Source organism: Micromonospora echinospora (genome assembly GCF_014203425.1).
Lineage (GTDB): Bacteria > Actinomycetota > Actinomycetes > Mycobacteriales > Micromonosporaceae > Micromonospora > Micromonospora echinospora_A.
The window spans coordinates 248266-273325 of record NZ_JACHJC010000001.1 but is presented as its reverse complement, the minus strand read 5'-3'; the positions used below and the strand labels follow the sequence as shown (position 1 = coordinate 273325).

At 72.4% G+C, this 25060-nt stretch carries 23 protein-coding genes; 18 read left to right on the top strand and 5 right to left on the bottom strand.

The window, feature by feature from the left end; translation table 11 throughout:
- Window positions 1–66: 66 nt before the first annotated feature.
- The 4 genes from FHU28_RS01265 to FHU28_RS01250 form a co-directional block, all read right to left on the bottom strand.
- Window positions 67–747 (bottom strand): response regulator transcription factor, encoded by a 681-nt coding sequence (locus FHU28_RS01265; RefSeq protein ID WP_073831739.1) that lies wholly within the window; start codon window positions 745–747, stop codon window positions 67–69.
- Window positions 748–843: 96 nt separating this feature from the next.
- A complete protein-coding gene (locus FHU28_RS01260) occupies window positions 844–1596 on the bottom strand; it encodes a hypothetical protein (RefSeq protein ID WP_184680017.1) in 753 nt (250 codons plus the stop codon).
- Between the two features lie 27 nt (window positions 1597–1623).
- Window positions 1624–2358, bottom strand: coding sequence for a sulfotransferase family protein (locus tag FHU28_RS01255; protein WP_161565921.1), 735 nt, complete (start codon window positions 2356–2358; stop codon window positions 1624–1626).
- Window positions 2355–3179: an inositol monophosphatase family protein gene (locus FHU28_RS01250; RefSeq protein WP_184680016.1), complete on the bottom strand. Its 825-nt coding sequence runs from the start codon at window positions 3177–3179 to the stop codon at window positions 2355–2357. The genes FHU28_RS01255 and FHU28_RS01250 overlap by 4 nt, the downstream gene beginning before the upstream one ends.
- A 268-nt stretch (window positions 3180–3447) precedes the next feature.
- Between FHU28_RS01250 and FHU28_RS01245 the strand changes: the two genes are divergently transcribed.
- The 15 genes from FHU28_RS01245 (at window position 3448) to FHU28_RS01175 (ending at window position 19691) form a co-directional block, all read left to right on the top strand.
- Window positions 3448–4725, top strand: a complete 1278-nt coding sequence (locus FHU28_RS01245) for an aspartate aminotransferase family protein (protein ID WP_184680015.1) — start codon at window positions 3448–3450, stop codon at window positions 4723–4725.
- The gene (locus FHU28_RS01240; RefSeq protein ID WP_184680014.1) at window positions 4722–5756 is read left to right on the top strand and encodes a Gfo/Idh/MocA family protein; all 1035 of its coding nucleotides are present in this window, start codon (window positions 4722–4724) and stop codon (window positions 5754–5756) included. The genes FHU28_RS01245 and FHU28_RS01240 overlap by 4 nt, the downstream gene beginning before the upstream one ends.
- Window positions 5753–6907 carry a hypothetical protein gene (locus FHU28_RS01235; protein WP_184680013.1) on the top strand — a complete coding sequence of 385 codons (1155 nt, stop codon included), beginning with the start codon at window positions 5753–5755 and terminating at the stop codon, window positions 6905–6907. The genes FHU28_RS01240 and FHU28_RS01235 overlap by 4 nt, the downstream gene beginning before the upstream one ends.
- 115 nt (window positions 6908–7022) lie before the next feature.
- Window positions 7023–8795, top strand: a complete 1773-nt coding sequence (locus tag FHU28_RS01230; RefSeq protein WP_184680012.1) for a fatty acyl-AMP ligase — start codon at window positions 7023–7025, stop codon at window positions 8793–8795.
- A 1-nt stretch (window position 8796) separates the two neighbouring features.
- Entirely contained in the window at window positions 8797–10518 is a 1722-nt protein-coding gene (locus FHU28_RS01225; protein WP_184680011.1) for an acyl-CoA dehydrogenase family protein, read from the top strand.
- The gene (locus FHU28_RS01220; RefSeq protein ID WP_184680010.1) at window positions 10518–12224 is read left to right on the top strand and encodes an acyl-CoA dehydrogenase family protein; all 1707 of its coding nucleotides are present in this window, start codon (window positions 10518–10520) and stop codon (window positions 12222–12224) included. Before FHU28_RS01225 ends, FHU28_RS01220 begins: the two co-directional genes overlap by 1 nt.
- Window positions 12221–12493 (top strand): acyl carrier protein, encoded by a 273-nt coding sequence (locus FHU28_RS01215; protein ID WP_073831748.1) that lies wholly within the window; start codon window positions 12221–12223, stop codon window positions 12491–12493. Before FHU28_RS01220 ends, FHU28_RS01215 begins: the two co-directional genes overlap by 4 nt.
- On the top strand, window positions 12490–13419 hold the full coding sequence (locus FHU28_RS01210; RefSeq protein ID WP_184680008.1) for a 3-oxoacyl-[acyl-carrier-protein] synthase III C-terminal domain-containing protein: 930 nt from the start codon (window positions 12490–12492) through the stop codon (window positions 13417–13419). Before FHU28_RS01215 ends, FHU28_RS01210 begins: the two co-directional genes overlap by 4 nt.
- A gap of 9 nt (window positions 13420–13428) precedes the next feature.
- A complete protein-coding gene (locus FHU28_RS01205; protein ID WP_184680005.1) occupies window positions 13429–14808 on the top strand; it encodes a preATP grasp domain-containing protein in 1380 nt (459 codons plus the stop codon).
- A complete protein-coding gene (gene lysA / locus FHU28_RS01200) occupies window positions 14805–16061 on the top strand; it encodes a diaminopimelate decarboxylase (protein WP_184680003.1) in 1257 nt (418 codons plus the stop codon). The genes FHU28_RS01205 and lysA overlap by 4 nt, the downstream gene beginning before the upstream one ends.
- Window positions 16062–16096: 35 nt before the next feature.
- On the top strand, window positions 16097–16372 hold the full coding sequence (locus FHU28_RS01195; RefSeq protein ID WP_221453083.1) for an acyl carrier protein: 276 nt from the start codon (window positions 16097–16099) through the stop codon (window positions 16370–16372).
- Between the two features lie 65 nt (window positions 16373–16437).
- Window positions 16438–17211, top strand: coding sequence for a hypothetical protein (locus FHU28_RS01190; RefSeq protein ID WP_184680001.1), 774 nt, complete (start codon window positions 16438–16440; stop codon window positions 17209–17211).
- Complete coding sequence (locus tag FHU28_RS01185; protein WP_184679998.1) at window positions 17208–17861, top strand: hypothetical protein; 654 nt, start codon at window positions 17208–17210, stop codon at window positions 17859–17861. Before FHU28_RS01190 ends, FHU28_RS01185 begins: the two co-directional genes overlap by 4 nt.
- Window positions 17858–19015, top strand: coding sequence for an acyl-CoA dehydrogenase family protein (locus tag FHU28_RS01180; protein WP_184679995.1), 1158 nt, complete (start codon window positions 17858–17860; stop codon window positions 19013–19015). Before FHU28_RS01185 ends, FHU28_RS01180 begins: the two co-directional genes overlap by 4 nt.
- Window positions 19008–19691 carry a 4'-phosphopantetheinyl transferase family protein gene (locus FHU28_RS01175; RefSeq protein WP_184679991.1) on the top strand — a complete coding sequence of 228 codons (684 nt, stop codon included), beginning with the start codon at window positions 19008–19010 and terminating at the stop codon, window positions 19689–19691. Before FHU28_RS01180 ends, FHU28_RS01175 begins: the two co-directional genes overlap by 8 nt.
- Before the next feature lie 48 nt (window positions 19692–19739).
- On the opposite strand, the gene FHU28_RS01170 is transcribed toward FHU28_RS01175, so the two are convergent.
- The gene (locus tag FHU28_RS01170) at window positions 19740–20819 is read right to left on the bottom strand and encodes an inositol-3-phosphate synthase (RefSeq protein ID WP_184679989.1); all 1080 of its coding nucleotides are present in this window, start codon (window positions 20817–20819) and stop codon (window positions 19740–19742) included.
- A gap of 170 nt (window positions 20820–20989) precedes the next feature.
- Here FHU28_RS01170 and FHU28_RS01165 point away from each other — a divergent pair, with 170 nt between their 5' ends.
- From FHU28_RS01165 to FHU28_RS01155, 3 genes are all read left to right on the top strand, one after another.
- Window positions 20990–22141 carry a sensor histidine kinase gene (locus tag FHU28_RS01165; RefSeq protein ID WP_184679987.1) on the top strand — a complete coding sequence of 384 codons (1152 nt, stop codon included), beginning with the start codon at window positions 20990–20992 and terminating at the stop codon, window positions 22139–22141.
- A 28-nt stretch (window positions 22142–22169) separates the two neighbouring features.
- Entirely contained in the window at window positions 22170–22835 is a 666-nt protein-coding gene (locus FHU28_RS01160; protein ID WP_184679985.1) for a response regulator, read from the top strand.
- A 158-nt stretch (window positions 22836–22993) separates the two neighbouring features.
- Complete coding sequence (locus FHU28_RS01155; RefSeq protein WP_184679983.1) at window positions 22994–25054, top strand: MMPL family transporter; 2061 nt, start codon at window positions 22994–22996, stop codon at window positions 25052–25054.
- Window positions 25055–25060: the final 6 nt, after the last annotated feature.

Here is a 25060-nt window from a genome sequence, read left to right as displayed (position 1 = left end):
CCGTGCGGGTGGCGGCACCGCTGCGGTGCCGCCACCTCTGTGTACGGTCGCCCGGCGCCGCCCGCCCTACGCGCACTCCACCAGGCCGGAACGGATGGCGGTGACCACCGCCGACGTCCGATTGGTGCAGCCGAGCTTGAGCAGTACCCCTGCCACCAGCCGCTTCGCGCCGTGGTCGGAGATCTTGAGGCGTCGCGCGATCTGCTTGTTGCTCAACCCTTCGACAAGCAGCAACAACGTCTCGTGCTCGCGCGGCGTCAGCTTGATGGGCGCCATCGAGGTGGGCGTACGGCGAATGCCCGCCCGGGCCAGCAGTTGCTGCGCCAGGACCGCGGGCATCGGCACCTCACCGGTCATGATCGCCCGGAGCGCGTTCTCCAAGGTGCGACCGGACAGGTCCTGCTGAAGCAGGAAGCCGTCCACCACGACGCCGTCCGCCAGTACCGCCTCGGCGGCATGGGCGTCGTGGATCAGCATGACGATCTTGCTCTCCGGGGCGATCAGCGCGGCGGCCGCGATGCCCGCGACGCCGTCGGCCGCGTTGACGACGAGCACTTCCGGTCGCTTGTCGACGGCCTCGGTCAGCAGTTCCGGCATCGAGCGGTAGGAACGGACGGAAGTGGTCAGAGCCAGGCCGCGAAGTGCCATGCTGAGGCCGTCCCGCAGGATGTCGTTGATCATTACGAGTGCGATGCGCAGGCTTGCCGACTCGCGGTGCGGATGGTGTTCGACGATCGTCGCGGTCATGACCGCGCTCCTCTCACTCGGAGTCACACGAATCATCGAAACGGACGGCGGCACGCCCCATCCAGGACCATGTCTCGTTCCGGACATGCTCCGGAGTCAGCCGCGGTCAGACGTCTCCAGCAGGCTGCCGAGCACCTTGCCGAACTCCGGCGAGGCCAGATAGTTGCGAGCGCCGCGCAGTCGAGGGTCGCAGTCGATTGACACCCTTTCGGTGACGCCGGCCGGACCGGCCCCGGCCGCCAGGAGCAGCGTGTCCTGCACGTCGGTGACATCCACCCAGACAGCCGGTCCGGAGGCGGGCGGTCCCACGGCCGGAGGATGCGGTGCACCCACTGTGATCAACGCGGGGGCGGCGGGACCGGCGTCGGCGAGGGCCAGCGCGGCGGCCACCCCGCCCAGGCAGTGGCCGATCACGATCTCGGTGTCCGGGGTGAGCGCGGCGCGCACGGCGTCGATCGCGGCGTGCCCGGCCGTCGCGCCGGCGGCGAACGCCAGCACCTGACGCAGGGTCCCGGTCAGCTCCTCGGCGGTCAGCCCGCAGAAGTATCGGGACCAGGCCAGCCGGCCGGCCAACGCGTCCCCGTCGACCGGCTCCGCACCGGCCTCGGTGTCGAAGGTGGCGGCCCGCCAGCAGCGCCGCAACAGTGCGGCCTCGGCGGCCGGATCGCTGTCGCCGACGGCCGGCACGCGGTCCGGGGCGTCGAGGTTGACCAGGGCGGCATCCGGCGCCACCGCGGGATAGCCGGCCAGCGCCAGACCGTCCTCGACTGAGCCGATCCACTCCCGGCGGACCGAGTCGTCGGAGCGCCGCGGTCCGCCGGTGCCGTGCACGATGAGCAACCGGGACATCCGTTCTCCCTCTCGGTCGAAGCCGGTTCAGGCGCGCGCGGGCAGCCGGTAGCCGTACCGTGCGACCCGGTCGGCGAGATCGGCGAGGTCGTCGTCGGCCCCCGGGCCCTGCCGCCATGCCCGCAGGTAGCGGGTGTTCGTGTCCCGGTCCAGGTCGCCGACGTCGAAGACGGGTGGAAGGCCGCCGAAGGCCGCGACGGCCCCCAACGTCCGGTCCGGGTCGTCCATCAGGTCCTCGTAGCGGACGGTCAACATCGCGTCGAGGTGTGTGGCGTCGGCCCGGGCCAGCTCGTGGGCGTGCAGCCAGTGTTCGACGAGCTGCCGCACGGTCAGCGCCGGCGTCCACTTCCGGGTGCTCATCGCCACTGCCACCGGGTGCCGCTTGACCAGCACGAACCGGGAGCCCGGGAAGAGCCGCTGGAAGAACCGGAAGCGCAACAGGTTGGGTGGCGACTTCTCCAGCACGACCGGGCGGCCGGGATCCAGGTAGCGGTCCCACTGCTCGCGCAGCAGCCGGGCGGTGGCCGGGCTGGCCAGCTCGTGATGCTCGGTCATGTGCGCCCCGGGCGCGTACGCGAACCGCCCCGGACCGCCGTGCTGCTCGTCGTAGGGGCAGACGGTCTGCAGGTACTGACCCTCGTCCATCGGCGCGCCGGTCTGCCGGAACCCGGCCACCTGCGGATTCGTGCCGACCAGCGCGGCCAGCAGGGTGGTGCCGCTGCGGTGCATGCCGCCCATGATCAGAAAGCGCCGGCGTGTCACACGACCTCCGCGAAGCTGTCGGGGTGCAGGGCCTCGCCGACCGCGCGGCCGAGGGTCCCGTACGCGGGGGCCCATGCGACGAAGCTGCCCCGCCGCCGGGTCGGCAGCGGATCGGGATGGCTCAGGTAACCGCCGCCCGTGGCGGTGACCAGAGCCCGCCCGGCAGCGGTGTCCCAGTCGTAGACGTCCGCGTTGGCGGCCACGTCGGCGCGGCCCGCCGCGACGTACGCCAGCGCCAGCGCGGACGAACCGAGCCGTCGCACGTCCGCGGCGGCGGTGAGCAGCGCGGCCAGCAGGTCGGTCTCGGTGGTGGACGGCGGCCCTCCGGCGTTCGGGATGTCGCACAGCACGAGCGGCGGCGCCGACGACGCGGAGGTACGCGTGGGCAGCGCAGCGCCGTTCAACCAGGCGCGGCCGTCCGCCGCGGTGAACAACTCCTCGCGCAGCGGGTCGTAGACGCAGCCGCCCACGGTACGACCGCCGATCCGCAGTCCGATCGACACGCAGAAGAACGGGATGCCCCGGACGAAGTTGTAGGTGCCGTCGATCGGATCGACGAGCCACACCGGATCGTCCGGTCCGGTCGGGGCGCCGTCCTGCCGGCCGCCTTCCTCGCCCACCACCGTCGAGCGCGCGACGGCGTCACCCAGCGCGGCGCGGATCAACGCCTCGGCGGCCAGGTCGGTCCCGGTCACGACGTCGTGGGCCGCCTGCTTCCGGGAAGCGTCCGTCGGCTCGCCGAACCGCTGCCGGACCAGCCGGCCGGCGTCCACGGCGGACTGCGCCGCCACGTCGATGAGGTCCTGCACCGTGCTGGTCACGGCGCCACGCTAACCGCGTCCGCCCCGGTGCCGCGCTGCCCGGACGTGTCAGCCGTCCGGGCATGCCCATTCGTCGTGGCCGATGGAGGCTCCCGGGCCCGCCGCCGGATCCCGAGCATGGGCGGAAAGCGGTCCGCTGTCGGCGTGACCGGCGGATCGGCCGCACCCGAGAGGCGGAGCGATGGCAGAGAGTTCAGGCGACGGCCGGCGTTTTGGGCGTACGCCCGACCGGCCACGTGGTGCTCAGCACTGGGCCGCTGAGCAGGAAGTGATCGGACCCGGCCTGCAGGCCGTCATGCTCTGGGCGCAGTTGTGCGTCGAGTACGCCGTCGGCGCGGTCCTGGTCGACGTGGACGGCAACGAGATCATCGACTTCCAGGGAGCCGGCGGGGTCAACTCGATCGGCCACGCCAACCCGCGTCTGATCGCCGCCCTCACCGCCGAGCTCGCCACCGCGCCGGCCGGTGCGTTCGGGTCGGCCGGCCGCCGGGCGATGGCCGAGTCGCTGCGCGGGTTCCTGCCGCCGCCGCTGGACCGGATCCAGCTCTACAGCGGCGGCACCGAGGCGGTGGAAGCGGCGCTGCGGCTGGCCAAGTCGGTCACCGGCAAGCACGAGTTCCTGTCGTTCTGGGGTGGCTTTCACGGCAAGACGCTGGGCAGCCTGGCGCTCACCGCGGGGGCACGGGCCGGTCTCGGCCCGCTGCCCTCCGGCTATTTCAGCGCACCGTACGCCAACTGCTACCACTGCCCGCTGAAGATGACCTTCCCGAGTTGTGGCTACGCCTGCGTGGAGACCGTGCGGGAGACCATCAAGGAGAACTCCACCGGCTCACTGGCCGCCCTCGTCGTCGAGCCGGTGCAGGGCCGGTCGGGCAACGTGGTGCCGCCACCGGGCTACCTGGCCGCGCTGGCCTCGGTCGCCGACGAGTTCGACGCGTTGCTGATCGTCGACGAGATGATGACCGGTTTCGGCCGTACCGGTGAGTCGTTCGCCTTCATGCGTGACGAGGTGGCGCCGGACATCGTCACGGTCGGCAAGGGGATGGGCGCCGGATACCCGGTCACCGGGGTGATCTCCACCGCGGAGCTGATGGCCGCCAGTCCGTTCGCCGACCCGAGCGCGAGCTCGTCCAGCTTCGGCGCGTTCCCGCTGGCCTGCCGGGCGGTCGCCACCACCACCGACGTGCTGGTCGACGAGGACCTGCCCAGCCACGTGAGCAAGCTCGGCGCCGAGATGCTGGCCGCACTCGAGCCGCTGGTCGACGAGTCCCCGCTGGTCGGCGACGTCCGCGGCGCCGGTTTCGCGATCGGCATCGAGCTGGTCGCCGACAAGCGGTCCCGCCGGCCACTGGACAAGGGCACCTTCCGGGAGACGTTCCTGGCACTGGTCGACGCCGGGGTGCTGGTGATGACCGGAGGCACCACGCTGCGCCTCTACCCACCGCTGAACGTGGACGCGGAGCTGGCCGAGCAGGCCGTCGAGATCATCCGCCGCGTCCTGATCGACGGCGCGGCGCCCCAGCACCTCGAGGAGGTACCGGCATGAGGATCGCCGTCATCGGTTTCGGCACCGCTGGGGAAGGGCGACTGCACGCATACCGTACGGTCACCGCCGGCCGGGTCGTCGCGGTGCTCGACCCGTCGCCGGAGCGGCGGGCCCGGGCCCGGCAGCTCGACCCCGGCCTGGCCACCTACCCGACACTGGCCGAGCTGCTCGCCGCCCAGCCGGTGGACGCTGTCGACATCTGCACCCCACCGAACCATCACGTCGAGCTGGAACGCGAGGCGCTCGCCGCCGGCCTGCACGTGATCTGCGAGAAGCCGGTCGCGGTGCGCACCGACGAGGCGCTCGACCTGATCGACCTGGCCCGGGACCGGGGCCTGCTGCTCTACCCCGCGCACAACTACGGCTTCTCGCCGATGATGCGGGTGCTCACCGGCGCGGTCGCCGGCGGGCGGCTCGGCGGCCCGTTGCGGGCCCGGTTCCGGATCGCCCGTGACTCGCACGCCCGCGGAGTGCCGGGATGGCAACCGGACTGGCGTCGGGACATCTCGGTGGCGCGGGGCGGGATCATGCTCGACCACGGGACGCACTGCGCGTACATGGCCACCCAGCTCTTCGGCGAGGCGCCCCGGACGGTCTCCTGCGTCGCGCAGTGGGCGGACGGCGACGCCACCGCCGGGATGGACGTGGCCGCCCGGCTGGACCTGGAGTTCGGCGACGCCGGGACCTGCGAGATCGACCTGAGCTGGGTCAGTGACACCCGGTCGAACCGCTATCTGGTCAGCGGCCCGGACGGCGCCGCCGACGTGCACGACGGGATGGCCGAGGTGCGTACGGCGGACGGGCTGGAGCGCACCGACCTGGCCCCGCCGAACCGGGACCAGACCCACCAGGAGTGGTTCCCCGGTATGTTCGCCGACTTCGCCGGCCTGGTAGCCGCGGGTACCGGCTGGGACCGGCCGATGCGGGAGGTCGTCACCACGACGGCGCTGATCGAGGCGGCCTACCGGTCGGCGACCCGTGGTGGGGAGCCGGTCGTGCCGGCCGGCCTCTCGGCCGCGGAAGCGCGGTGACGGCCGCCGAGATCCGGCTCAGCGTGGCGATCATGCACCACCCGCGCCGGCGGGAGCGCATCCCACCGCTCGTGCGCGACTGCGCCCCGCTGACCGCCCGGGTGGTCACCGATCCGGACCCGGACGGGGTGCCCAGCCCGTTGCGTACCGCCAAGGTGGCCTGGCGCGCCGTCGCCGACGGCGCCACCCACCACCTGGTGCTGCAGGACGACATCCGGCTGATCCGGAGCTTCGCCACCCAGGTCCACCACGCGATCGCGGCCCGTCCGGAACACGGCATCTCGCTCTACTCGCACTGGGACAGCCCGCAGAACTCGTACCTGGTCCGCCGCGCGGTGATCGCCGGTTGGCCGTTCGCGCCGCTGTCGCTGTTCGAGTGGACCCCCACCCAGGGGTTCGTCCTGCCGGTGCGGGTGGCCCGGGAGCTGGCCGACTACCTGGCCGGGATTCCGGACGACGTCAAGGACGACGACGAGATGGTGGTGATGTTCTGCCGGGAGGCCGGCATCCCGGTCGTCGGGACCGTGCCGCACCTGGTCGATCACCGGTTCGATCCGACGATCGTCGGGCATCCGGGCCGGTTCCACGCCACCGTCTTCCTGCCGGCTCCGGTCCTGTCGCCGACGTACTGGCAGTTCAGCACGAGCGCCGAGGAGGCCCTGGCACGGCGGTGCCGCTCCGACGAGAAGCTGCCCTACACCGTGCAGCTGCATCGCAGCCGGTGCCTGTTGCGGCCGCTGCGACCCGGCAGCGGGGAACCGGTCGAACACGGTTTCGGCTGGTACTGGGCTGATCACTGCGGCCTGGTCGGGCTGACCGTGAGTCAGGTGGTGGACGGGTTCGACCGCCTGCTCGGGGTCACCGGCCTACCCTCGGGCCTGCCCTGGCGACTCGCCCTGGAGGTGTGGGCGGCCGGCTACCTGCTCGGCGCGGACGCGGTGACGGTCCGCCGCGGCGAGGCGGACGGGGTCGGGCCCCCGGCAGCCGTCGGGGCCGGGCTCGCCCAGGCCGCGATGACCAGTTGGATCACCTCCGGCCTGGCGGAGCCGGACGCCGCCGGTCTGACCGTCGAACGACGTGCGGCGCTGGTCGCCATCGGCCTGGCCGGGGTGTCGCAGGGCTGGCTCGGCGGCTGGCAGGAGGCGTCGTGACCGCCTGGCATACCTGTTCGGCTACCCCAACCGCCCGCTCGATCGAGCCTTCTGCACATGCCGGATCCGGCGCGACGCTGGGTCCGGCACGTCACCGACCCGCGGGGAGCGCCTGATGCCCGACCACGAAACGTTCGTCGACCTGCTGCAGGAGCGTGCCGCCGTCCACCCGGAGCGACCGGCGTTGATCTTCGACACCGATCCCGGACCGGGCGACGCCGGGGTGCGTACGGTGTCGTGGGCCGACCTGGCCGCCCGGGCCCGGCAGATCGCCGTGCTGCTCGCCGACACCGTCCGCGCCGGTGACCGGGTGCTCGTGCTGAACGAGCCCGGCACCGCCTTCGCCGAGAACTTCCTCGGCGTCCAGCACGCCGGTGCGATCCCGGTCCCGGCCCCGCTGCCGGACGGATATCGCCGGCAACGGGAGCGGCTGGCCGGCATCGCGCACAACGCCCAGGTGGCCGCGGTGGTCACCGACGCCGCGGCCCTCGACGCGGTTCGCGACTGGGCGGGCGAGTCCGGGCTGTCCGACGTACCGTGCCTGGCCTTCGACGACATCCCCCCGGATCGGGCGGCGGCATGGCGGCGGCCGGCCGTCGACGGGTCCACCATCGCCTTTCTGCAGTACACCTCCGGCTCCACCAGCGACCCCAAGGGGGTCGTCGTGGACCACGCGAACCTGCTGCCCAACCTGCGGGCGTTCAACGAGATCCTCGGCGGCGGCGAAGGTGTACGCGTCGGCGGATGGCTGCCCATGTACCACGACTTCGGCCTGATCGGGCAGTTGCTGGCCCCCCTCTCGCGGGGCGGGTGCAGCGTCGGGATGTCGGCCACCACGTTCCTCAAACGCCCCGCCACCTGGCTCCGGCTGATCGACCGGCACGACATCGAGATCTCTCCGGCGCCGAACTTCGCGTACGACCTGTGCACCCGGCGGATCACCGACGAGCAGATCGCCGGCGTCGACCTGTCCCGGTGGAAGCGCGCGGTCAACGGCTCGGAACCGGTGCAGGCGGCCACCCTGGCCGCGTTCGGCAGTCGATTCGCCGCCGCCGGGCTGCGGCCGGAGGCCATCTGCCCCGGGTACGGTCTGGCCGAGATCACGCTCAGCGTCAGCGGCGCCACCATCGGCCGCCCGCCGGTGGTGCTCACTGTCGACGCCGAAGAGCTGGAACGGAACGTCGTGACACCGGTCGGAGCCGGCCACCCGGAGCCGGTGCGCGAACTCGTGAGCAGCGGCGAGTCCACTCCGGAGTTCGACATCAGGATCGTCGATCCGGCCACCCGGCTGCCGCAACCGCCCGACCGGATCGGCGAGATCTGGCTGCGTGGCGCCAGCGTGGCGCGCGGTTACTGGGCCGACCCGGAGGCCACCCGGGAGGTGTTCGACAACGAGCTGGCCGACGGCGAGGGCGGCTTCCTGCGTACCGGGGACCTGGGCCTGCTGCGCGACGGCCAGCTCTACGTGACCGGCCGGATCAAGGAACTGCTGATCGTCAACGGCCGCAACCTGTACCCGCACGACATCGAGGTGACGGTGCGCGCGGTGGACGAGAGCCTGTCCCGAGGTGTCGGTGCCGCCTTCACCGTCGAGGTGCCGTACGAGGAACTGGTGGTGGTGCAGGAGTGCCGGTCCCGGTCCCTCGACCCGGCGGGCCGCGCCGCCGTCGTCACCGCCGTCCGCCAGGTGCTGTCGCGGGAGTTCGGGACCGGCGCGGTCAGCGTGGTGCTGGTCCGTCCCGGCACGGTGCCCCGCACGACCAGTGGCAAGATCCAGCGCGGCCTGGCCCGGATGCTCTTCCTGACCGGTGCCCTCGGCGCCGAGCACGAAGAACTCACCGACGGCGTGCGGGCCGCGCGCCGGGCCGACGACCGGGTGCGGGCCTGAGATGACCGCGCCCACCCTGCCCCTGGCCGCGACCGTGGCCCGGCACCTCGACGAGCGGCTGGGCGATCCGGACGACGCCGACGTCGTCTTCAACCACGCCCGGGTCGCCGCCGCCGACGAGAGCGAGGCGTTCCCGGCGGAGATCTGCGCGCACCTGGACCGGCTCGGCCTGCCGGCGCACTACGTCCCGGCGGCGTACGGCGGTGAACTGCGCGGCTTCGACACCCTGGTCCAGGTCCTGCGGGTGATCGCGCGCCGGGACCTGACGACTGCCATCGGACACGGCAAGACGTTCCTCGGCGCGGCCTCGGTCTGGGCCCGGCCGCCGCGCGACGAGGCGGACCGGGCGCAGGCCCGCGCGCTCGCCGGCACGATCCTGGCCGGAGTGCCCGTCTGCTGGGCGCTCACCGAACCGGGCCACGGCAGCGACCTGCTCGGCGGTGAGGTCGCGGCGGTCCCGCGCGACGACGGATACCGGGTGACCGGGACGAAATGGCTGATCAACAACGCCACCCGGGCCGGTGTGGTGTGCCTGCTGGCGCGGACCGACCCGGACGGCGGGCCACGTGGCTTCACGGTGCTGCTCGCCGACAAGCGGGAACTTCCCGCGCACTCGTACCGGTGCCTGCCCAGGGAGTCGACCCACGGCATCCGGGGCGCCGACATCAGCGGGATCGTCCTCGAGGACGCGTGGGTGCCGGAGGCGGCCCTGGTCGGTGCGCATGGCACCGGCCTGGAGACGGTGCTGCGCGCCCTGCAGTTGACGCGTACCACCTGCGCCGCGTTGTCGCTCGGTGCGGCCGACCACGCCCTGGCGCTGGTCCGGCGGTACCTGACCGACCGTCGGCTGTACGGCCGGCGGCTGGCCGACGTGCCGTACCTGCGGCGCGGGGTGGGCCGGCTGCACGCCATGCTGTTCCTGGCCGAAGCGGTGACCGCCCTGGTCACGCGGGCGGCGACGGCGGAGACCGAGGAACTGGGCGTGCTCGCCCCGGTGCTCAAGGCCTTCGTGCCGGCACTCACCGACGAACTGATCGCAGGGTGCGGCGAGCAACTCGGCGCCCGTGCCTTCCTGACCGGCATCCCCGATTACGGACGCTTCCAGAAGGTGGAGCGGGACCACCGGATCGTCGGGATCTTCGACGGCAGCACCCCGGTCAACCGCAACGCGCTGATCAACCAGTTCCCGCAACTGGCGCGGGGCTGGCCCGGTGACCCGGTGGACGCGGCCCGGCTACGGTCGCTGGCCGACCTGCGGGTGCCGGTGCCCGAACTGGACCCGGACCGGATCTCGCTGGCCGCCGGTCGCGGATGCCTGCCGTTGCGCGGGCTGGCCGCTGCGGTGCCGGCCGTCCGCGCGGCCGGCGGCCCGGCGGCCCGGGCCGAGGCGCTCCTGGCCGCTACCGAACTGCTGCACACCGAGCTCGCCGGGTACCGCCCACGGCCGCACGACGTGGAACCCGCCGCCTACGACCTGGCCCACCGGTACGAGCTGTGTGTGGCCGGCGCGAGCGCGGTGCACCTGTGGCTGCACAACCACGAGCACGCCGGCGCCGACCCGCTGTGGGCGGACGGGCTGTGGCTCGACGCGGCGCTGACCTGGGTGCTGCACCGCCTCGGCGTCGCGCCGGACCATCCCGAGAGCTACGACCGGGTGTACGCGGTCCTCGTCCCGGGCCGTCGCCCCTCGGTGCTCGACCTCGACGGCGCCGAGGAGGCGTGATGAGCACCGTGCGGGAGCTGGAGAGCCGCTTCGGTGATCCGTGGGACCCGGCGAACCCTCTCGGGAACCGGGCCGTGCTGGCGGCCGACGAGCGGCAGGAGATGTTCGCCGACGGTGAGCGGATGCTCGACGACTTCGGACTCAACGCCGAGTTCGTGCCGGTCGCTCGGGGCGGCCGGATGGCCGGCCTGGACCGGCTGATCCGGATGATGCGCTCGGTGTTCCGGCGGGACCCCTGCCTGGGCCTCGGTTACGGCGCCAGCTCGTTCATCGCCTCGGTCAACGTGTGGGCCGGCGGCGACGATGCCCAGCAGCGACGGCTGGCGGAGCTGCTGCTCTCCGGCCGGCGGGTGGCGTCCGTCTACCACGAGCTGGCACACGGCAACGACTTCGCCCGGGTGGACTTCCGGGCCGACCCGGGGCGGCCGGGCGAGCTGCTGCTCAGCGGCCGCAAGGAGGTGGTCACCAACGCGCAGCGGTGCAGCGCGATGGTGATCTTCAGTCGCACCTCGGACGCGGCCGGTGGCCGCAGCCACACCCAGTTGTTCGTGGAGAAGGACACGCTGCCGCCGGGCGCGCTGCGGTATCTGCCGCGGTTCCCCAGCAGCGGGATGCGCGGGGTGCAGCTCGGCGGGATCGAGCTGGACCGGTGCCCGGTCGACGCGGGCGTGGCGCTCGGGCCGCTCGGCTCGGCCATGGAGGTCGCGCTGCGTTCGTTCCAGCTCACCCGGACCGGGCTGCCGGCGATGACGCTGGGTGTGCTGGACACCGGCCTGCGCGCGGTGCTGCGGTTCGGTGCGGACCGGCGGCTGCGCGGCCGGCCGGTGGGCGCCATGCCGGTGGTCCGTACCGCACTGGCCGAGGCGTTCACGGACCTGCTGATCGCCGACTGCCTGTCCACCACCGTCGCCCGCGCCGTGCACCTGCTGCCCGAGGACACCAACGCGTACGCCTCGGCCGTCAAGTACGTCGTGTCCGGCCGGTCCATCCGCGCCATGGCCCGGCTCGGTGAGCTGCTCGGCGCGCAGAGCTACCTGCGCACCGGCGAGTACGGCATCTTCCAGAAGTTGCAACGCGACCTGGCGCCGGCGGGGTTCGGGCACGCCGCCCGGGTCGCCTGCCTGGCCACCGTCCTCCCGCAGCTCCCCCGGCTGGCCCGGCGCTCCTGGGCGACCGGCCAGGAGCCACCGCCCGCCCTGTACGACCTGGACGCCGATCTTCCGGCCCTGCCGTTCGACCGGCTCCGGATCGCCTCGACGGGCGACCCGCTCACTGCGCAGCTGCTCGCCGCCGCCGAGGCGATGCCGGCCGGCGACGACCGGCTGCGCGGATTGGTCCGGCGCTTCACCGCCGAGCTGGCCCGGCTGCGTTCGGCGGCGCTGGGCCTCCGTCCGGCTGATCTGGCGATCGGCGGCGACCCGGCGGCGCTCGACCTGACCGCCCGCTACACCACGGTGCTGACCGCCGCCACCTGCCTGAACCTCTGGCTGGCCGAGCAGCGCCGCCCCGGAACCTTCCTGGCCGACCCGGCCTGGGTGACGGCGGCCCTGCTGCGGCTGGCCGACGAGCTGGACGGCACGTCCCGGTCGCTGCCGGCCGCGCTGGCCGGCCCGATTCACGCGGAGCTCGCCCGCCGGTATGCCGCCGGCCGGGCCTTCGACCTGTCCGACAGCGTGCTGCCCGACCTTCCTAGGAGCCGGAATTGACCATCTTGCCGAACCACCGGGCCGCCGGACAGCTCCGTCCGTGGCTGCGGGACCGCGTCGCCGATTTCACCAACCGGGACCCGGCCACCATCGACACCGCCACGCCCCTGGCCGATCTGGGCCTCGACTCGGTGTACGCGCTCGCGCTCTGCGGTGAGATCGAGGACCACCTCGGGGTGCCCCTGGAACCGACGATCGTGTGGGACCACCCGAGCATCGACGCACTCACCGAGTACCTGTCCGGCCTGCCGCTGGACGCCGGGACGTGACCGCCCTCGAAGCGGTCTCCGCCTACCTGCCGCCGGAACGGGTGCCGATCGACTCGCTGGCCGGGGAGCTGGGACTGACCGACACGCAGGTCCGGATGTTCCGCCGGTACTACGGACTGGCCGAGGTGCTGCGGGAACCGACCGGCACGATCACCGACCTGATGCTCAACGCCGCGGCGAAACTGTCCGAGCTGCGCGGCCGCGAATCCCAGGTCCGGTACGTGGTGCAGGCCCGGACCCTGCAGGCGATCGCACCGTACCCCGAGGATCCGCTGCACGACGTGGTGCGGGCCCTCGGCCTGCGGCACGCGCGGGCCTTCGCGGTCACCCAGCACGCCTGCGCCTCAGGGCTGCTCGCCGTCGAGATGGCCGGCCGGCTGCTCGCCGAGGACGGCGAGCCCGGCGCGCTGGCCCTGGTCTTCGTCGGTGAGAAGGCGTTCACCCCGTCGGCCCGGATGATCCCCGGCACCGCGCTGATGGGGGAGGGCTGCGCGGCCGTCCTGGTCGGCACGGGCCGGCGCGACCGGCTGCTGTCGTACGCCTCGGCCACCCACGGCGAGTTCAACGCCGGGCTGTCCCTGACCGCGCAGATGTCCCTGGAGTTCCAGCAACGCTATCCGGACGCGCTCGCCGAGGTGATCCTCGCGGCGGTGGCGCGCGCCGGGATCACCGTCGCCGACCTGGACGTGGTGTTGCCGCACAACGTGAACCGGGTGTCCTGGGTTCGGGTGGCGCGCAATGTCGGGATCCCGGTGGAGCGCCTGTTCCTGGACAACATGCCGGTCACCGGCCACTGCTTCTGCGCCGATTCCTTCCTCAACTACGTCGCGGCCCGCGAGCTGGGCCGGTTACGGCCCGGCGACCGCTACCTGATGGCCGCGGTCGGACTGGGTTCGACATTCGCCGCCGCGGTCTTCGAGCACTGACAGGACGCTATGACGACGACACAGGAACCTTTCGTCAGACGGCTGCGGACGGCGTTGCTGGGCACCGACCGGATCCCGCTGGTGTTCCTCGGCAACTTCGAGGTCGAGCAGCGGTGGGGCGGTGACGAGCCGGGCCTGCCCCGCGTCGCGCTGACCGCGGGTGACGCGATGGTCAACCGGATGGACGAGTTCGCCCTGCTGCTGGCCGGTCCGGACGACTACGTGGTGCTCAAGGACCGGCCGCACCCGGAGCACCTGGCCCATCTGGAGACGCTCGGGACGGCACTGCCGCATCTGCTGATCACCGACCGCCAGGACCCGCACCGCACTGTGACCCAGGACGCGCTGGACAGCCCGGCCCTGCTGGCCCGGTTGTCCGCCCTGTCCGGGGCGGCCGCGATCGTCCCGCACGGGGTCTCCGGGGACGAGGAGGCGCTCGCCGCGCTGACCGGGGTCGCGCTGGCCGGGTCGCCGGCGGCCGTCTGCAAGTCCGTCAACGGCAAGATCTACAGCCGGCGGATCGCCACCGAGCTGGGGCTGCGCCAGTCCGCGGGCTGGATCTGCGAGACCGTCGAGGACCTGGACGAGGCGGTGGAACACGCCCGGGTCCTGCTCGCGGCCGGGCGGCCGGTGGTGCTCAAGGACTCGTACGGGGTGTCCGGCAAGGGCCTGCTGCTGATCAGGGACGCGGCGCGCCTGGACCAGATCCACCGGACGCTGCGTCGCCGGGCCGACCGTTCCGGCGATCAGCGGCTGGCGCTGCTGGTCGAGGAGTGGGTCGCCAAGACCGTCGACCTCAACTACCAGTTCACCGTGTTCCGCGACGGCGGGGTGCACTTCGACTTCGTCAAGGAGGCGGTCACCGCCAACGGCGTACACAAGGGGCACCGGATGCCGGCCGGGCTGACCGAGGGCCAGCTCGCGATCGTGACGCACAGCGCCGCGGTGCTCGGCGCCCGGCTCGCCCGAGACGGCTACCACGGCGTGGTCGGGGTGGACGCGATGCTCGACCCGGAGGGCGGCGTCTATCCGGTCGTGGAGATCAACGCGCGGCACAACATGTCGACCTACCAGGTGGGTCTCCAGGAACACCTGGTGCCGGCGGGCTGGTACGCGCTGGCCCGGCAGTACCCGCTGCGCCTGGCGCGGCCGCTGCGCTTCGGTGAGGTCCGGGACGGGCTCGGGCCGTGGCTGCTGAGCGCCGCCGGTGCGGCCGGGATGGTGGTGCAGAACTTCTCGACGGTGAACGCCCTGGTGCGAGAAGGCACGGGAGCTGCGGACGGCCGGCTGTACGGCCTGCTGACCGCGCCGACGGCCGACGAGCTGGCGGCGATGGACGGGGAGATCGCGGGCCGCCTGGCGGCCGTGGCGGAAGGAACACGACAGTGACCGGAGAGATGACGATCCAGGGTGTGGCGATGTCCGAACTGGCCGAGCGGTTCGGCACGCCCCTCTACGTGTACGACGGGGACAGCCTGCGCGGGCAGTACCTGGGGCTGCGCGAGCGGCTGCACCCGGCGATGGAGATCTTCTACTCGCTGAAGGCCAACCCGAACGTGGCCGTCTGCGCCCTGCTCGGTTCGCAGGGCGCCCGGGCGGAGGTGTCGTCGATGGTGGAGCTGCGTACCGCGCTCGCCGCCGGGGTGGCCCCGCTCGACATCATCTTCCTCGGCCCAGGCAAGAGCCGCGCCGAACTTGAGGCGTGCCTGTCCGAGGGCGTCTTCGCGCTGGTCTGCGAGTCGTTCGGGGAACTGGCGGTGATCGACGAGCTGGCCCGGGAGCGAGGCGTCATCGCCCCGGTGATGCTGCGGGTCAACCCGAGCTTCGCGGTCAAGGGCTCCGGCCTCACCATGGGCGGCAAACCGCGCCAGTTCGGGATCGACGAGCAGCAGCTCTTCGACGAGGCCGATCTGGTCAAGAACCATCCCGGGGTACGCGTCCTGGGCGTACACGCCTACCTGGGCACCCGAATCCTCGATCCCGAGGTGATCGCCGAGAACGCCCGCCGGATCATCGACCTGGCCGAGCGACTCGCCGAGCGGCTGGACTTCGTCCTGGAAGCGGTCGACGTGGGCGGTGGCCTCGGCGTGGCCTACTTCCCCGGCGAGCCGGACCTCGACCCGGCCGCGGTCGCCCACCTGCTCAACCCGGTGGTCGAGGCGTTCCACGCCGCGCACCCCGGGGCCCGGCTGCTGTTGGAGCTCGGCCGGTACCTGACCGCGCCGTGCGGCACCTACGTCACCCGCGTGCGGTACGTGAAGAGTTCGATGCGGGAGCGTTTCGCGGTCACCGACGGCGGCACGAACCACCACATGGCGGCCGTCGGCATCGGCTCCTACGTCAAACGCAACTTCCCGATGCGGCTGCTCAACCGGGCCGGCACGGACGCCGGCCCGTGGAACGTCACCGGCCCGCTGTGCACGCCGAACGACACCGTCGGCCGCAACGTGGATCTGCCCGAGCTGCGGCCGGGCGACCTGGTCGGCGTGCTGCGCTCCGGCGCGTACGGCCCGAGCGCCTCGCCGGTGCTCTTCCTCAGCCACGGCCACCCGGCCGAGGTTCTGGTGGACGGCGGACGGGCCCGCCTGGTCCGCCGCCGCGACACCGTCGAGGACCTGCTCGGCCCGCAGATCCTCGACTGACAACCCAACCCCGACCGGCACACAGGAGGCCCGCCATGACCATGGCTTCGGAAGCCACAGTCGACCGCGCCGCGGTCGTCGACCACATGATCGACGCCGTTGTCGCGGTGCTGAACCGCGAATCCGTCCAGGTGACCGAGCAGACCCGGCTGATGGACGAGCTCGGGCTGGACTCCACGAACGTCCTCGAACTGCTCATGCACATCGAGGACCGGCTGAACGTCGTGATCGACTCGGACACGCTGGAGCAGCACCACTTCGAGTCGGTCGGCACCCTCGCCGACTACGTCATCGACCAGGGCCTGGCCTGACGCCGATGTTCCTGTCCATCGCCCCGGCCCCATCGGTCCGTACGGGCCGGCTCAGGCCGACTCAGGTGATCGCCCGCCGGTTCGACCCCGATCCGGAGCCGTACCGGGACGATCCGTTGCTCGAGGAATACCTGTCGGACATGACCGAGCTGTACGGTCGTCGCTTCGACCGGGATCGGCACGCGGCGGCCGCCCGTAACTCGTTCACCGGGATGGCGGACCGCCTGGTGCGCGATCTCGACCTCGCGGCGCCGGTGGACCTGATCGCCATCGCGCACTCCACTCCGGACGGCGACCCACGCCGGGTCACCGCCTGCTACCTCAACGAGCTGGTGCCGGGCGATCCCCTCGCCTTCGCGGTGTCCGATCAGGGGCCGGCGGCGGCGTTCACAGCTCTGCGGTTGCTCGGGACCTACTCCGGCGACTTCCCGGGCTGCCGGGCGTTGCTGCTGATCCTGGAACAGACGACGATGTCGTACGAGCTGGTGGGGCCCCGCTATCCGGTACCCGGCCACGACGTCGGGGTGGCTGTGCTGCTGGAGCCGGCCGCCTCGGACGGGACCAGCGTGCACCAGCGCCCGGACGTCTCGCCGGCGGCGGCCGGGACGCTGCTCGACGAGCTGGTGCCGGCGGACGCCGTCCTGATCGCCGGTCCCGGCCTGACCGCCGGCCGCCCGGCGGTTCCGGCGCCGGGGCTGGGTGCGGCCGGTGTCTGGGCCGAGTTCGCCCGGCAACGGGCGGGCACCGCCGGGCCGATCGCGGTGGCGGACCACGACCCGGTCTCGGGCACTCTCTGTGTGGCGGTCTTCGCCGGCTCGGACCCGGAGGCGCGGTCGTGATCGCCGACGAGGCCCGCCGCAGCGCCCGGACCGGCGGGCTCACCGCCACGCTCACCGCGATGCACGCCACGCTGGCGGACCGGATCCTGCCGTGCGGCCCGACCGGGTGTTGCGTGCTGCCCGAGCCGGCGCTGCACGACGCCGGCCGGGTCTGGACCGGGGACACGATCGCCGCCCTGGACCCGGTCGCCGTGGAGCGGCTCGGCACGGTCGAGACACCGGACGGCCCGCTGGCGGCCGTCCGCTACCGGGGCGTTCCCGGGCCGGCCGGTACGCCAGCGCCCTGGCCGGACTGGCTGGCCGCGCTGGCCGGGCTCCGGCTCGGGCTCTCCGAGGCCCTGCTCGACGCCACTGTCGCCCACCTCGGTGACCGCCGCGTCGGCGACACCCCGCTGGTGCTGCAACAGATGATCAAGGGCGCTCTGGCGGACGCCGTCACCGAGCAGATCGAGATCAAGGTCCGGCTGACCGGTACGCCGCCACCGGCCGGCTCCCTGGCCTGGCTGCATCGGCAGATCACCACTGCTGACCGGATGCTGCTGCGCCTGCTCGGGGCCAGCGGGTTCACCGCGGACGGACCGGGCGCGGTGGTCAACGCGTCGGAGTTGCTCGCCGACGCCTGGATCGGTGGAGAGGAGTGGGCGCCGTGATCGAACTGGACGACCGGCTCGGCGCCGCCCGGGCGCACGCCCGGGACTGGGCGCGCGACCTGCGCTCGACGGCGCTGGAGCTGGACCGTGACCCGGACACGGTGTACCGGTGCCTGGACAACCCCGCCGTACGGCACCTGTCCACCATGCTCATCCCGGCGCCGTGGTTGCCGGAGCGGACGCTCATCGGCGGGTACCGGTTCGACGGCATGACGGCAATGGAACGCGTGGTGTTCGCCGAGGAGATCGCCGCCGGGGACGCCGGCATGATGCTCGCGTCCCCCGGCGCCTCGCTGTCCGGGGTCCTCGTCGACCTGCTCGCCGACCAGGAGCAGAAGGAGTGGTTCTACGGCCGGCTGCTGGCCGCGCCGACGTGGACCTTCTTCGCGCTGACCGAGCCCGACCACGGATCGGACGCGGCTGCGATGGGTACGAGGTTGGACCCCGACGGCGAGGGAGGTCTGCTCCTGCGCGGCGCCAAGCGCTACATCGGCAACGGCGCCCGCGCCCAGGTCGGCGTCGTCTTCGCCCGGGACCGGCCCGGTCCCCTCGGCGCCACCGCGGTGCTGGTCGAGACCGGCGCGCCCGGTTTCAAGGCCGAGCCGATCCCGACGATCGGCCTGCGCGGCGCCCAGCTCAGCGCGATCAACCTGGACGGCGTGCCGGTACCGGAGGGCCGGGTGCTCGGCCGCCACCTCAGCCCCACCCGGCGCGGGGTGTGGAGCGGCGTGCAGATGTTCAACCGCCTCCGACCCGGTGTGGCGGCGATCGCACTGGGCATCGCCCGGTCCGCGCACGACTACGTCACCGAGCAACGCGGTTCGCTGTCCAAGGCCGACCGGCTGCGCTGGGAACGGACCGGCCGGCGGATCGACGGCGTGCGACAGCTCATCTGGCGGGCCGCCGCGATCGTGGACGCCCAGCCCGCCAACGGCCACCTGGCCTCGGCGGCGAAGGCCCGGGCGGCCCGGCTGGCCGAGGAGGTGACGCTGGAGGCGCTGGAGTACTTCGGCCCGGGCGCACGGCTGACGCAGCCGATGCTGGACAAGCTGATCCGCGACGCCCGGGGCGTCGAATTCATGGAAGGCACCGGCAACATCCAGCGACTCAACACCTTCCAGGGCCTCGTCCAGGGCAAACTCGACCGTGACTGAGCCGGACGGCGTCGACGTCTGGACCGTCCACCTGGACCGCGACGTCGACGCCGCCCGCTGGCTCGGCGAGGCCGAACTGCGGCGCGCTGCCGCCGTCGGCGACCCGGACGGGCGCCGGCGCTTCGTCGCGGCGCACGCCGCTCTGAACGGGATCCTCGCCGGGTTGCTGGACCTGCGGCCCACCGCGCTGCCGCTGCGCCGCGAGCCGTGCGGGCGGCCGTACCTGCCGGGCAGTTCACTGCACTTCAGCCTGGCGCACGCCGGGGAGCGGGCGGTGATCGCGGTCGCCGGCCGGGAGGTCGGCGTGGACCTGGACCGTCCCCGGCCCGGGCTGGATCCGCGGCGGATGGCCGCGCGCTTCTTCACCCCCGCGGAGGCCGCCCGGGTGGCGGCCGCGGGCACCGGGGCCTATGCCGTGTACCTGCGGTTGTGGACCCGCAAGGAGGCGTGTGTCAAGGCCGCCGGCGCGCGCCTGGCGCTCGGGCTGCGGCTACCGGTACCCGGCGTGGCGACCGGGGCGGTGGTCCGTGATCCGTCCGGCCGGCTGCCCGGCGACTACTTCCTGCGGGACCTGCCCGACCACGACGTCTTCCGTGGTGCCGTGGCGCTGGCCGGAGCGCATCCCGCGGCCTGTCACCACCACGAGTTCCGTCGCGATCTGAGGCGGAAACCGTGACGGACGACGACGGGGGAGCCGGACTCCGGCTCCCCCGTCACCTGCCGGTCAGCGTTCGACCTCGCCGCGGATGAAGCGCTCGACGGCGTCCCGGGCGGCGGCGTCGTCGTACTGCTCGGGCGGCGACTTCATGAAGTACGAGGAGGCGGAGAGGATGGGCCCGCCGACTCCCCGATCCATGGCGATCCTGGTCGCCCGGACCGCGTCGATGATCACGCCGGCCGAGTTGGGGGAGTCCCAGAGCTCCAGCTTGTACTCCAGCTGCAGAGGCACGTCGCCGAACGCCCGCCCCTCCAGGCGCACCAGCGCGTACTTGCGGTCCTCCAGGAACGGCACGTAGTCGCTGGGACCGATGTGCACGTCGCCGGCGGCCATCTCGTGGGGGATCTGCGAGGTGACGGCCCGGGTCTTGGACAGCTTCTTCGACGCCAGCCGCCGACGCTCCAGCATGTTCATGAAGTCCATGTTGCCGCCGAAGTTGAGCTGGTAGGTGCGCTCCAGCCGGACCCCGCGGTCCTCGAAGAGCTTCGCCAGCACCCGGTGGGTGATGGTGGCGCCCACCTGCGACTTGATGTCGTCGCCGATGATCGGCACGCCGGCCTCGGTGAACCGGGCCGCCCACACCGGGTCCGAGGCGATGAACACCGGTAGCGCGTTGACGAACCCCACCCCCGCCTCCAGCGCGCACCGGGCGTAGAACCGGTCGGCCTCCTCCGATCCCACCGGCAGGTACGACACGAGAACGTCGGCCCCGGACTCGCGCAGTACGCGAACCACGTCGACGTCCCGCTCGTCGGACTCCTCGATCATCTCCCGGTAGTACTCGCCGAGACCGTCGAGCGTCGGGCCACGCCGCACGACGACCCCGGACGGGGGAACGTCGCAGATCTTGATGGTGTTGTTGCCACTCGCGACGATGGCCTCGGACAGGTCCCGGCCCACCTTCTTCGCGTCCACGTCGAAAGCCGCGACGAACTCGATGTCGCCGACGTGGTAGTCGCCGAAGGCGACGTGCATGAGGCCGGGAACGGTGTCGGTCGTCCTCGCGTCCCGGTAGTACTCGACGCCTTGCACCAGCGACGCGGCACAGTTGCCGACCCCGGCTATGGCGACGCGGACTGCGCCCACGTGGTGCCTCCTTCTCTCTGCGACAGAAGTCGATTCAACCGATCCGCTCGTCCCGGTCTCCACCTCGATGTCCTGAACAGGACATCGACGGCGGTCCGAGGGCGTGCGTACCGGCCGGACGGCTCTCCGGAGCCGCATACTGGGGACCGCCGCGCGTTGAGGAGCCGATCGTGCCGTTGTCCATGCCTCTTCCGGCCACCGTCCGGGCGCAGGCGCGACCCGCGCGGCTGCCCCGCAACGCCACGCTCTGGCTGGACGGGCTGATCGCGGTGGCCGTGTTCGTCGGCACCGCCCTGCCGGTGGCGTTCTCCGAGGACGGGAAGGTCTGGCACATCCTGGTGGCCGCCGGCGCGTCGCTACCGCTGATCTGGCGCCGGCGGGCTCCGCTGCTGACCACGGTGACAGTGGGCCTGGCGATCAGCGTCCTCGGGCTCTCGCACCAGATGCCGCCGCTGCCCTTCGGGCCGCTCGTCGCGACGTACACGTTCGCGTCGCTGAGCCCGTCTCCGTGGCGACAGGTCGCGATCGGCGTGCAGGCCGTGGGGGTGGTCGTCTCACTTGTGGTCCCGGGCGAGAGTGCCGCCACCTTCGGGTACGTCGGGATGGCGTACGTGGCGGCGTACAGCATGGGGATCGCCTCCCGAGGGCGCGGCGACCGGATCGCGGTGCTCGAGGAACGGGCCGCCCGCCAGGAGGAGGAACGAGCCGCCGCCGCCGCGCGCGACCGCAACCGGATCGCCCGCGAGGTGCACGACATCGTGGCGCACACGGTCGCGATCATGGTGGTCCAGGCGGAGGCCGGGCCGGTGGTGGCCCGCACCGACCCGGCTCGGGTCGAGAAGACATTCGAGGTGATAGCCGAGAGCGGCCGGTCCGCCATCGCCCAGCTCCGGCGGTCGTTGGCCGCGCTGCGTTCGGCGGAGGGCGAGGAGCGGCCGGCCCCGGCGCCCGGGGTGGGTGACGTACCGCAACTGCTCGGCGAGGCGCGTCGGGGCGGCCTGGAGGCGGCGTTGCGCTGGCGCGGGCAGCAGCGGCCACTGCCCGCCGACGTGGACGCCACGGTCTTCCGCGTGGTGCAGGAGGCGCTGACAAACACCATCCGGCACGCGCGGGCGTCGATGGTGGACGTGCTGATCGAGTTCAGCCCGCGGGAAATCCGGGTCACGGTGACCGACGACGGCATCGGTGCGGTGGATGTCGGTGGCGGATACGGGATGATGGGCATGCGGGAGCGGGTCACCGCCTGTGGTGGTGAGCTGTACATCGGAGCGGGTCCCGATGGCGGCGGCTTCACTGTGAGCGCCGTCCTGCCCGCCGAGTGAGCTGCTACGAATCGAGGGGTGGCGCCCGATGGTGCGCATCGTGGTCGTCGACGACCAGGATCTGGTTCGGGGTGGCTTCGCCATGATCCTCGACGCGGAGCCGGACCTGACGGTGGTGGGCGAGGCGGCGGACGGCCTGGAGGCCCTGCGGGTGGTGGCTGAGAAGAAGCCGGACGTGGTGGTCATGGACATCCGGATGGAGGGCCCGATCGACGGCATCGAGGCCACCCGCCGGATCTGCGCGACCACGGACGCGCGGGTGCTCATCCTCACCACGTTCGACGTCGACGAGCACGTGCACGACGCGTTGCGGGCCGGCGCGAACGGCTTCCTGCTCAAGACCATGCGCCGGGCCGAGCTCGTCGAGGCGGTACGGGTGATCGCCAAGGGCGAGGCGCTGCTCGCGCCGACGGTGACCCGGCGGGTGATCGCCGACCTGCTGCGGCGGCCCCAGGGCGCGATCCGCCCGCCGGCTCTGCTGGACGAGCTGACCGGCCGGGAACGGGAGATCCTCTGCCTGGTCGCCCGTGGGCTCTCCAACGCCGAGATCGCCGCCCGGCTGACGGTGAGCGATCACACCGTCAAGACCCATGTCAGCAATGTGCTGGCCAAGCTGGGCCTGCGGGACCGGGTGCAGGCGGTGGTCTTCTCCTACGAGGCCGGGCTGATCAGTCCCGGTGAGGATCTCGACTGAGCGCTCTCCCTCGCTCGGGTGAGACCGGATTTCGCTCTCGTCGGCGATCCGCCGGAGGGCCCGCTTCATCAGGATGAGATCACATCGATCTTTCCGTCCTGAGGAGCTGTGTGATGATCCGTGTCGTTACGCGTTTCGCTCGCCGGCGCCCTGCCGTCGTGCTCGTCATCTGGCTGGTGATCGCGGCGGCCGGCTTCACTGTCGGAAACGGCGTCTTCGCCCGGATGACGACAAGCGTCGGCGCCATCGCCGGCAGCGAGTCGCAGCAGGGCGCACAGGCGCTCGGTGACGCCAAGCTGGCGCCACCCGTGATCAACGCGGTCATCTCCGGCGGCCCGGCCACCGACCCCGCCTTTCGTACCAAGGTCTCCGCCGCGCTCACCGAGCTGCGCGCCATCGACGGCGTGCTGGCGGTGGCCGACCCGTTCGGTCCCCAGGCCCCGGTCGCCACCGACGGCGCGGCGGTCCTGGTGAACGTGGAACTGGCGCACCAGGGCGACGTGCTGGCCGACAAGGTACTGACGCAGTTGACCGGGATCGACGGCACGACAGCGGTGGTCTCCGGCGGCCCGCTCACCGACCGCGAGTTCAACGACCAGGCCACCTCGGACACCCGGCGGGCCGAGATCGTGTCCGCGCCGCTGCTGCTGCTCCTGTTGCTGCTGGTCTTCATGTCGTTGATCGCCGCCGGGCTACCGCTGCTGATCGCGCTGGTCGGTGTCGGCGGCACCTTCTCCACGCTGCTGGTGATGAGCTTCTTCACCGATGTGTCGATCTATTCGATCCAGGTCACCACGATGCTCGCCATCGGCCTCGGCGTCGACTACGCGCTGCTCATGGTCAGCCGGTTCCGGGAGGAACGGGCGCTGACCGAGGACGCGGAGGAGGCGCTCGTGCGGGCCTCCGAGCGTGCCGGCCGGACCATCGTCTTCTCCGGCCTGACCATCGCGGTCAGCCTGGCCAGCCTGGTGGTCTTCGCCGATCCGTTCCTGCGGTCGATCGGCGTGGCCGGCGCCGCCGTGGTGCTGATCGACATGCTTGCCGCGATCACACTGCTTCCCGCGCTGCTCCAGCTGCTGCGTAACAGGATCAAGCCGGTCCGGGCGCGGAAGGAACGTGGCCGGTCCTTCGCCGCGGTCGCCCGTGGCGTGCAGAAGATGCCGGTGCTCACCCTGCTGGTGGTGCTCGTCGGCCTGATCGTGGCCGGGTTGTCGGCGACCAACCTGCGGCTGGACACCAGCAACCCCAGGTCGCTGCCGGCCGACAGTGCCACCCGCCAGCTCACCGAAGAGCTGCGCGAGCACTTCCCGGCACTTGCCGGCCCGAGCGCGATCACGATCGTCGCCCGGACCTCGGCCGACGACCCCGACCTGGCCGACTTCCGGCAGCGGGTCGCCGCGGTGCCCGGCGTCTCCGTGGTGAACCCGGGGCGCAGCGGCGGCGGGCTGGCCGTTCTCCAGGCCACCCCGAAGAACCCGACGAGCGACCCGGACACCGCCCAGGCGGTACGCGACATCCGCGACCTGGACGCCCCCTTCACGGTGCAGGTCACCGGGGACGCGGCCCGCCTGGTCGACTACCAGCAGGAGTTGCGCGACCGCCTTCCGATCGCCGGCGGCATCGTGTTGCTGGCCACCTTCGTCCTGCTGCTGGCATTCACCCGGTCGGTGCTGATCCCGCTGAAGGCCGTGCTCACCAACCTGCTGAGCCTGTTCGCCGCGCTCGGTGTGGTGGTCTGGGTGTTTCAGGAGGGGCACCTGGTCGGCCTGCTCGGCGGTGAGCGGCTCGACGGCATCGACCTGACCGTGCCGGTGGTCGTCGCGGCGATCGCGTTCGGTCTCTCCACCGACTACGAGGTCTTCGTCCTCTCCCGGATCCGTGAGCGCCGCTTCGCCGGCGCGGCCCCGGACCAGGCGGTACGGGAGGGTCTGCAGCGAAGCGGCGGCATCGTGACCGCGGCCGCCCTGCTCCTCGCGGTCACCTTCGCCGGCTTCATGACCGGGGGCTTCGCCCCGATCAAGGAGGTCGGTCTGGGTCTGGTGCTGGCCGTCCTGATCGACGCGGTGATCGTCCGGATGCTGCTGGTCCCGGCGACGATGGCGATTCTCGGGCGCGCCGCGTGGTGGGCGCCTCGCTTCCTGGGCGGCCGGCCGCAGGTCCCCTCCGCTCCGGAGGCCGGTGACGCGCAGCCGGAGCTGACGGCCACCGTCCAGGGCTGAGAGACC

Excerpts from the sequence above, each read along its gene's own strand:
- FHU28_RS01220 (WP_184680010.1), top strand. The coding sequence starts at position 10,518 with ATGAGCACCGTGCGGGAGCTGGAGAGCCGCTTCGGTGATCCGTGGGAC.
- FHU28_RS01240 (WP_184680014.1), top strand. The coding sequence starts at position 4,722 with ATGAGGATCGCCGTCATCGGTTTCGGCACCGCTGGGGAAGGGCGACTG.
- FHU28_RS01195 (WP_221453083.1), top strand. The coding sequence starts at position 16,097 with ATGACCATGGCTTCGGAAGCCACAGTCGACCGCGCCGCGGTCGTCGAC.
- FHU28_RS01230 (WP_184680012.1), top strand. The coding sequence starts at position 7,023 with ATGCCCGACCACGAAACGTTCGTCGACCTGCTGCAGGAGCGTGCCGCC.
- FHU28_RS01160 (WP_184679985.1), top strand. The coding sequence starts at position 22,170 with ATGGTGCGCATCGTGGTCGTCGACGACCAGGATCTGGTTCGGGGTGGC.
- FHU28_RS01225 (WP_184680011.1), top strand. The coding sequence starts at position 8,797 with ATGACCGCGCCCACCCTGCCCCTGGCCGCGACCGTGGCCCGGCACCTC.
- FHU28_RS01265 (WP_073831739.1), bottom strand. The coding sequence starts at position 747 with ATGACCGCGACGATCGTCGAACACCATCCGCACCGCGAGTCGGCAAGC.
- FHU28_RS01260 (WP_184680017.1), bottom strand. The coding sequence starts at position 1,596 with ATGTCCCGGTTGCTCATCGTGCACGGCACCGGCGGACCGCGGCGCTCC.
- FHU28_RS01205 (WP_184680005.1), top strand. The coding sequence starts at position 13,429 with ATGACGACGACACAGGAACCTTTCGTCAGACGGCTGCGGACGGCGTTG.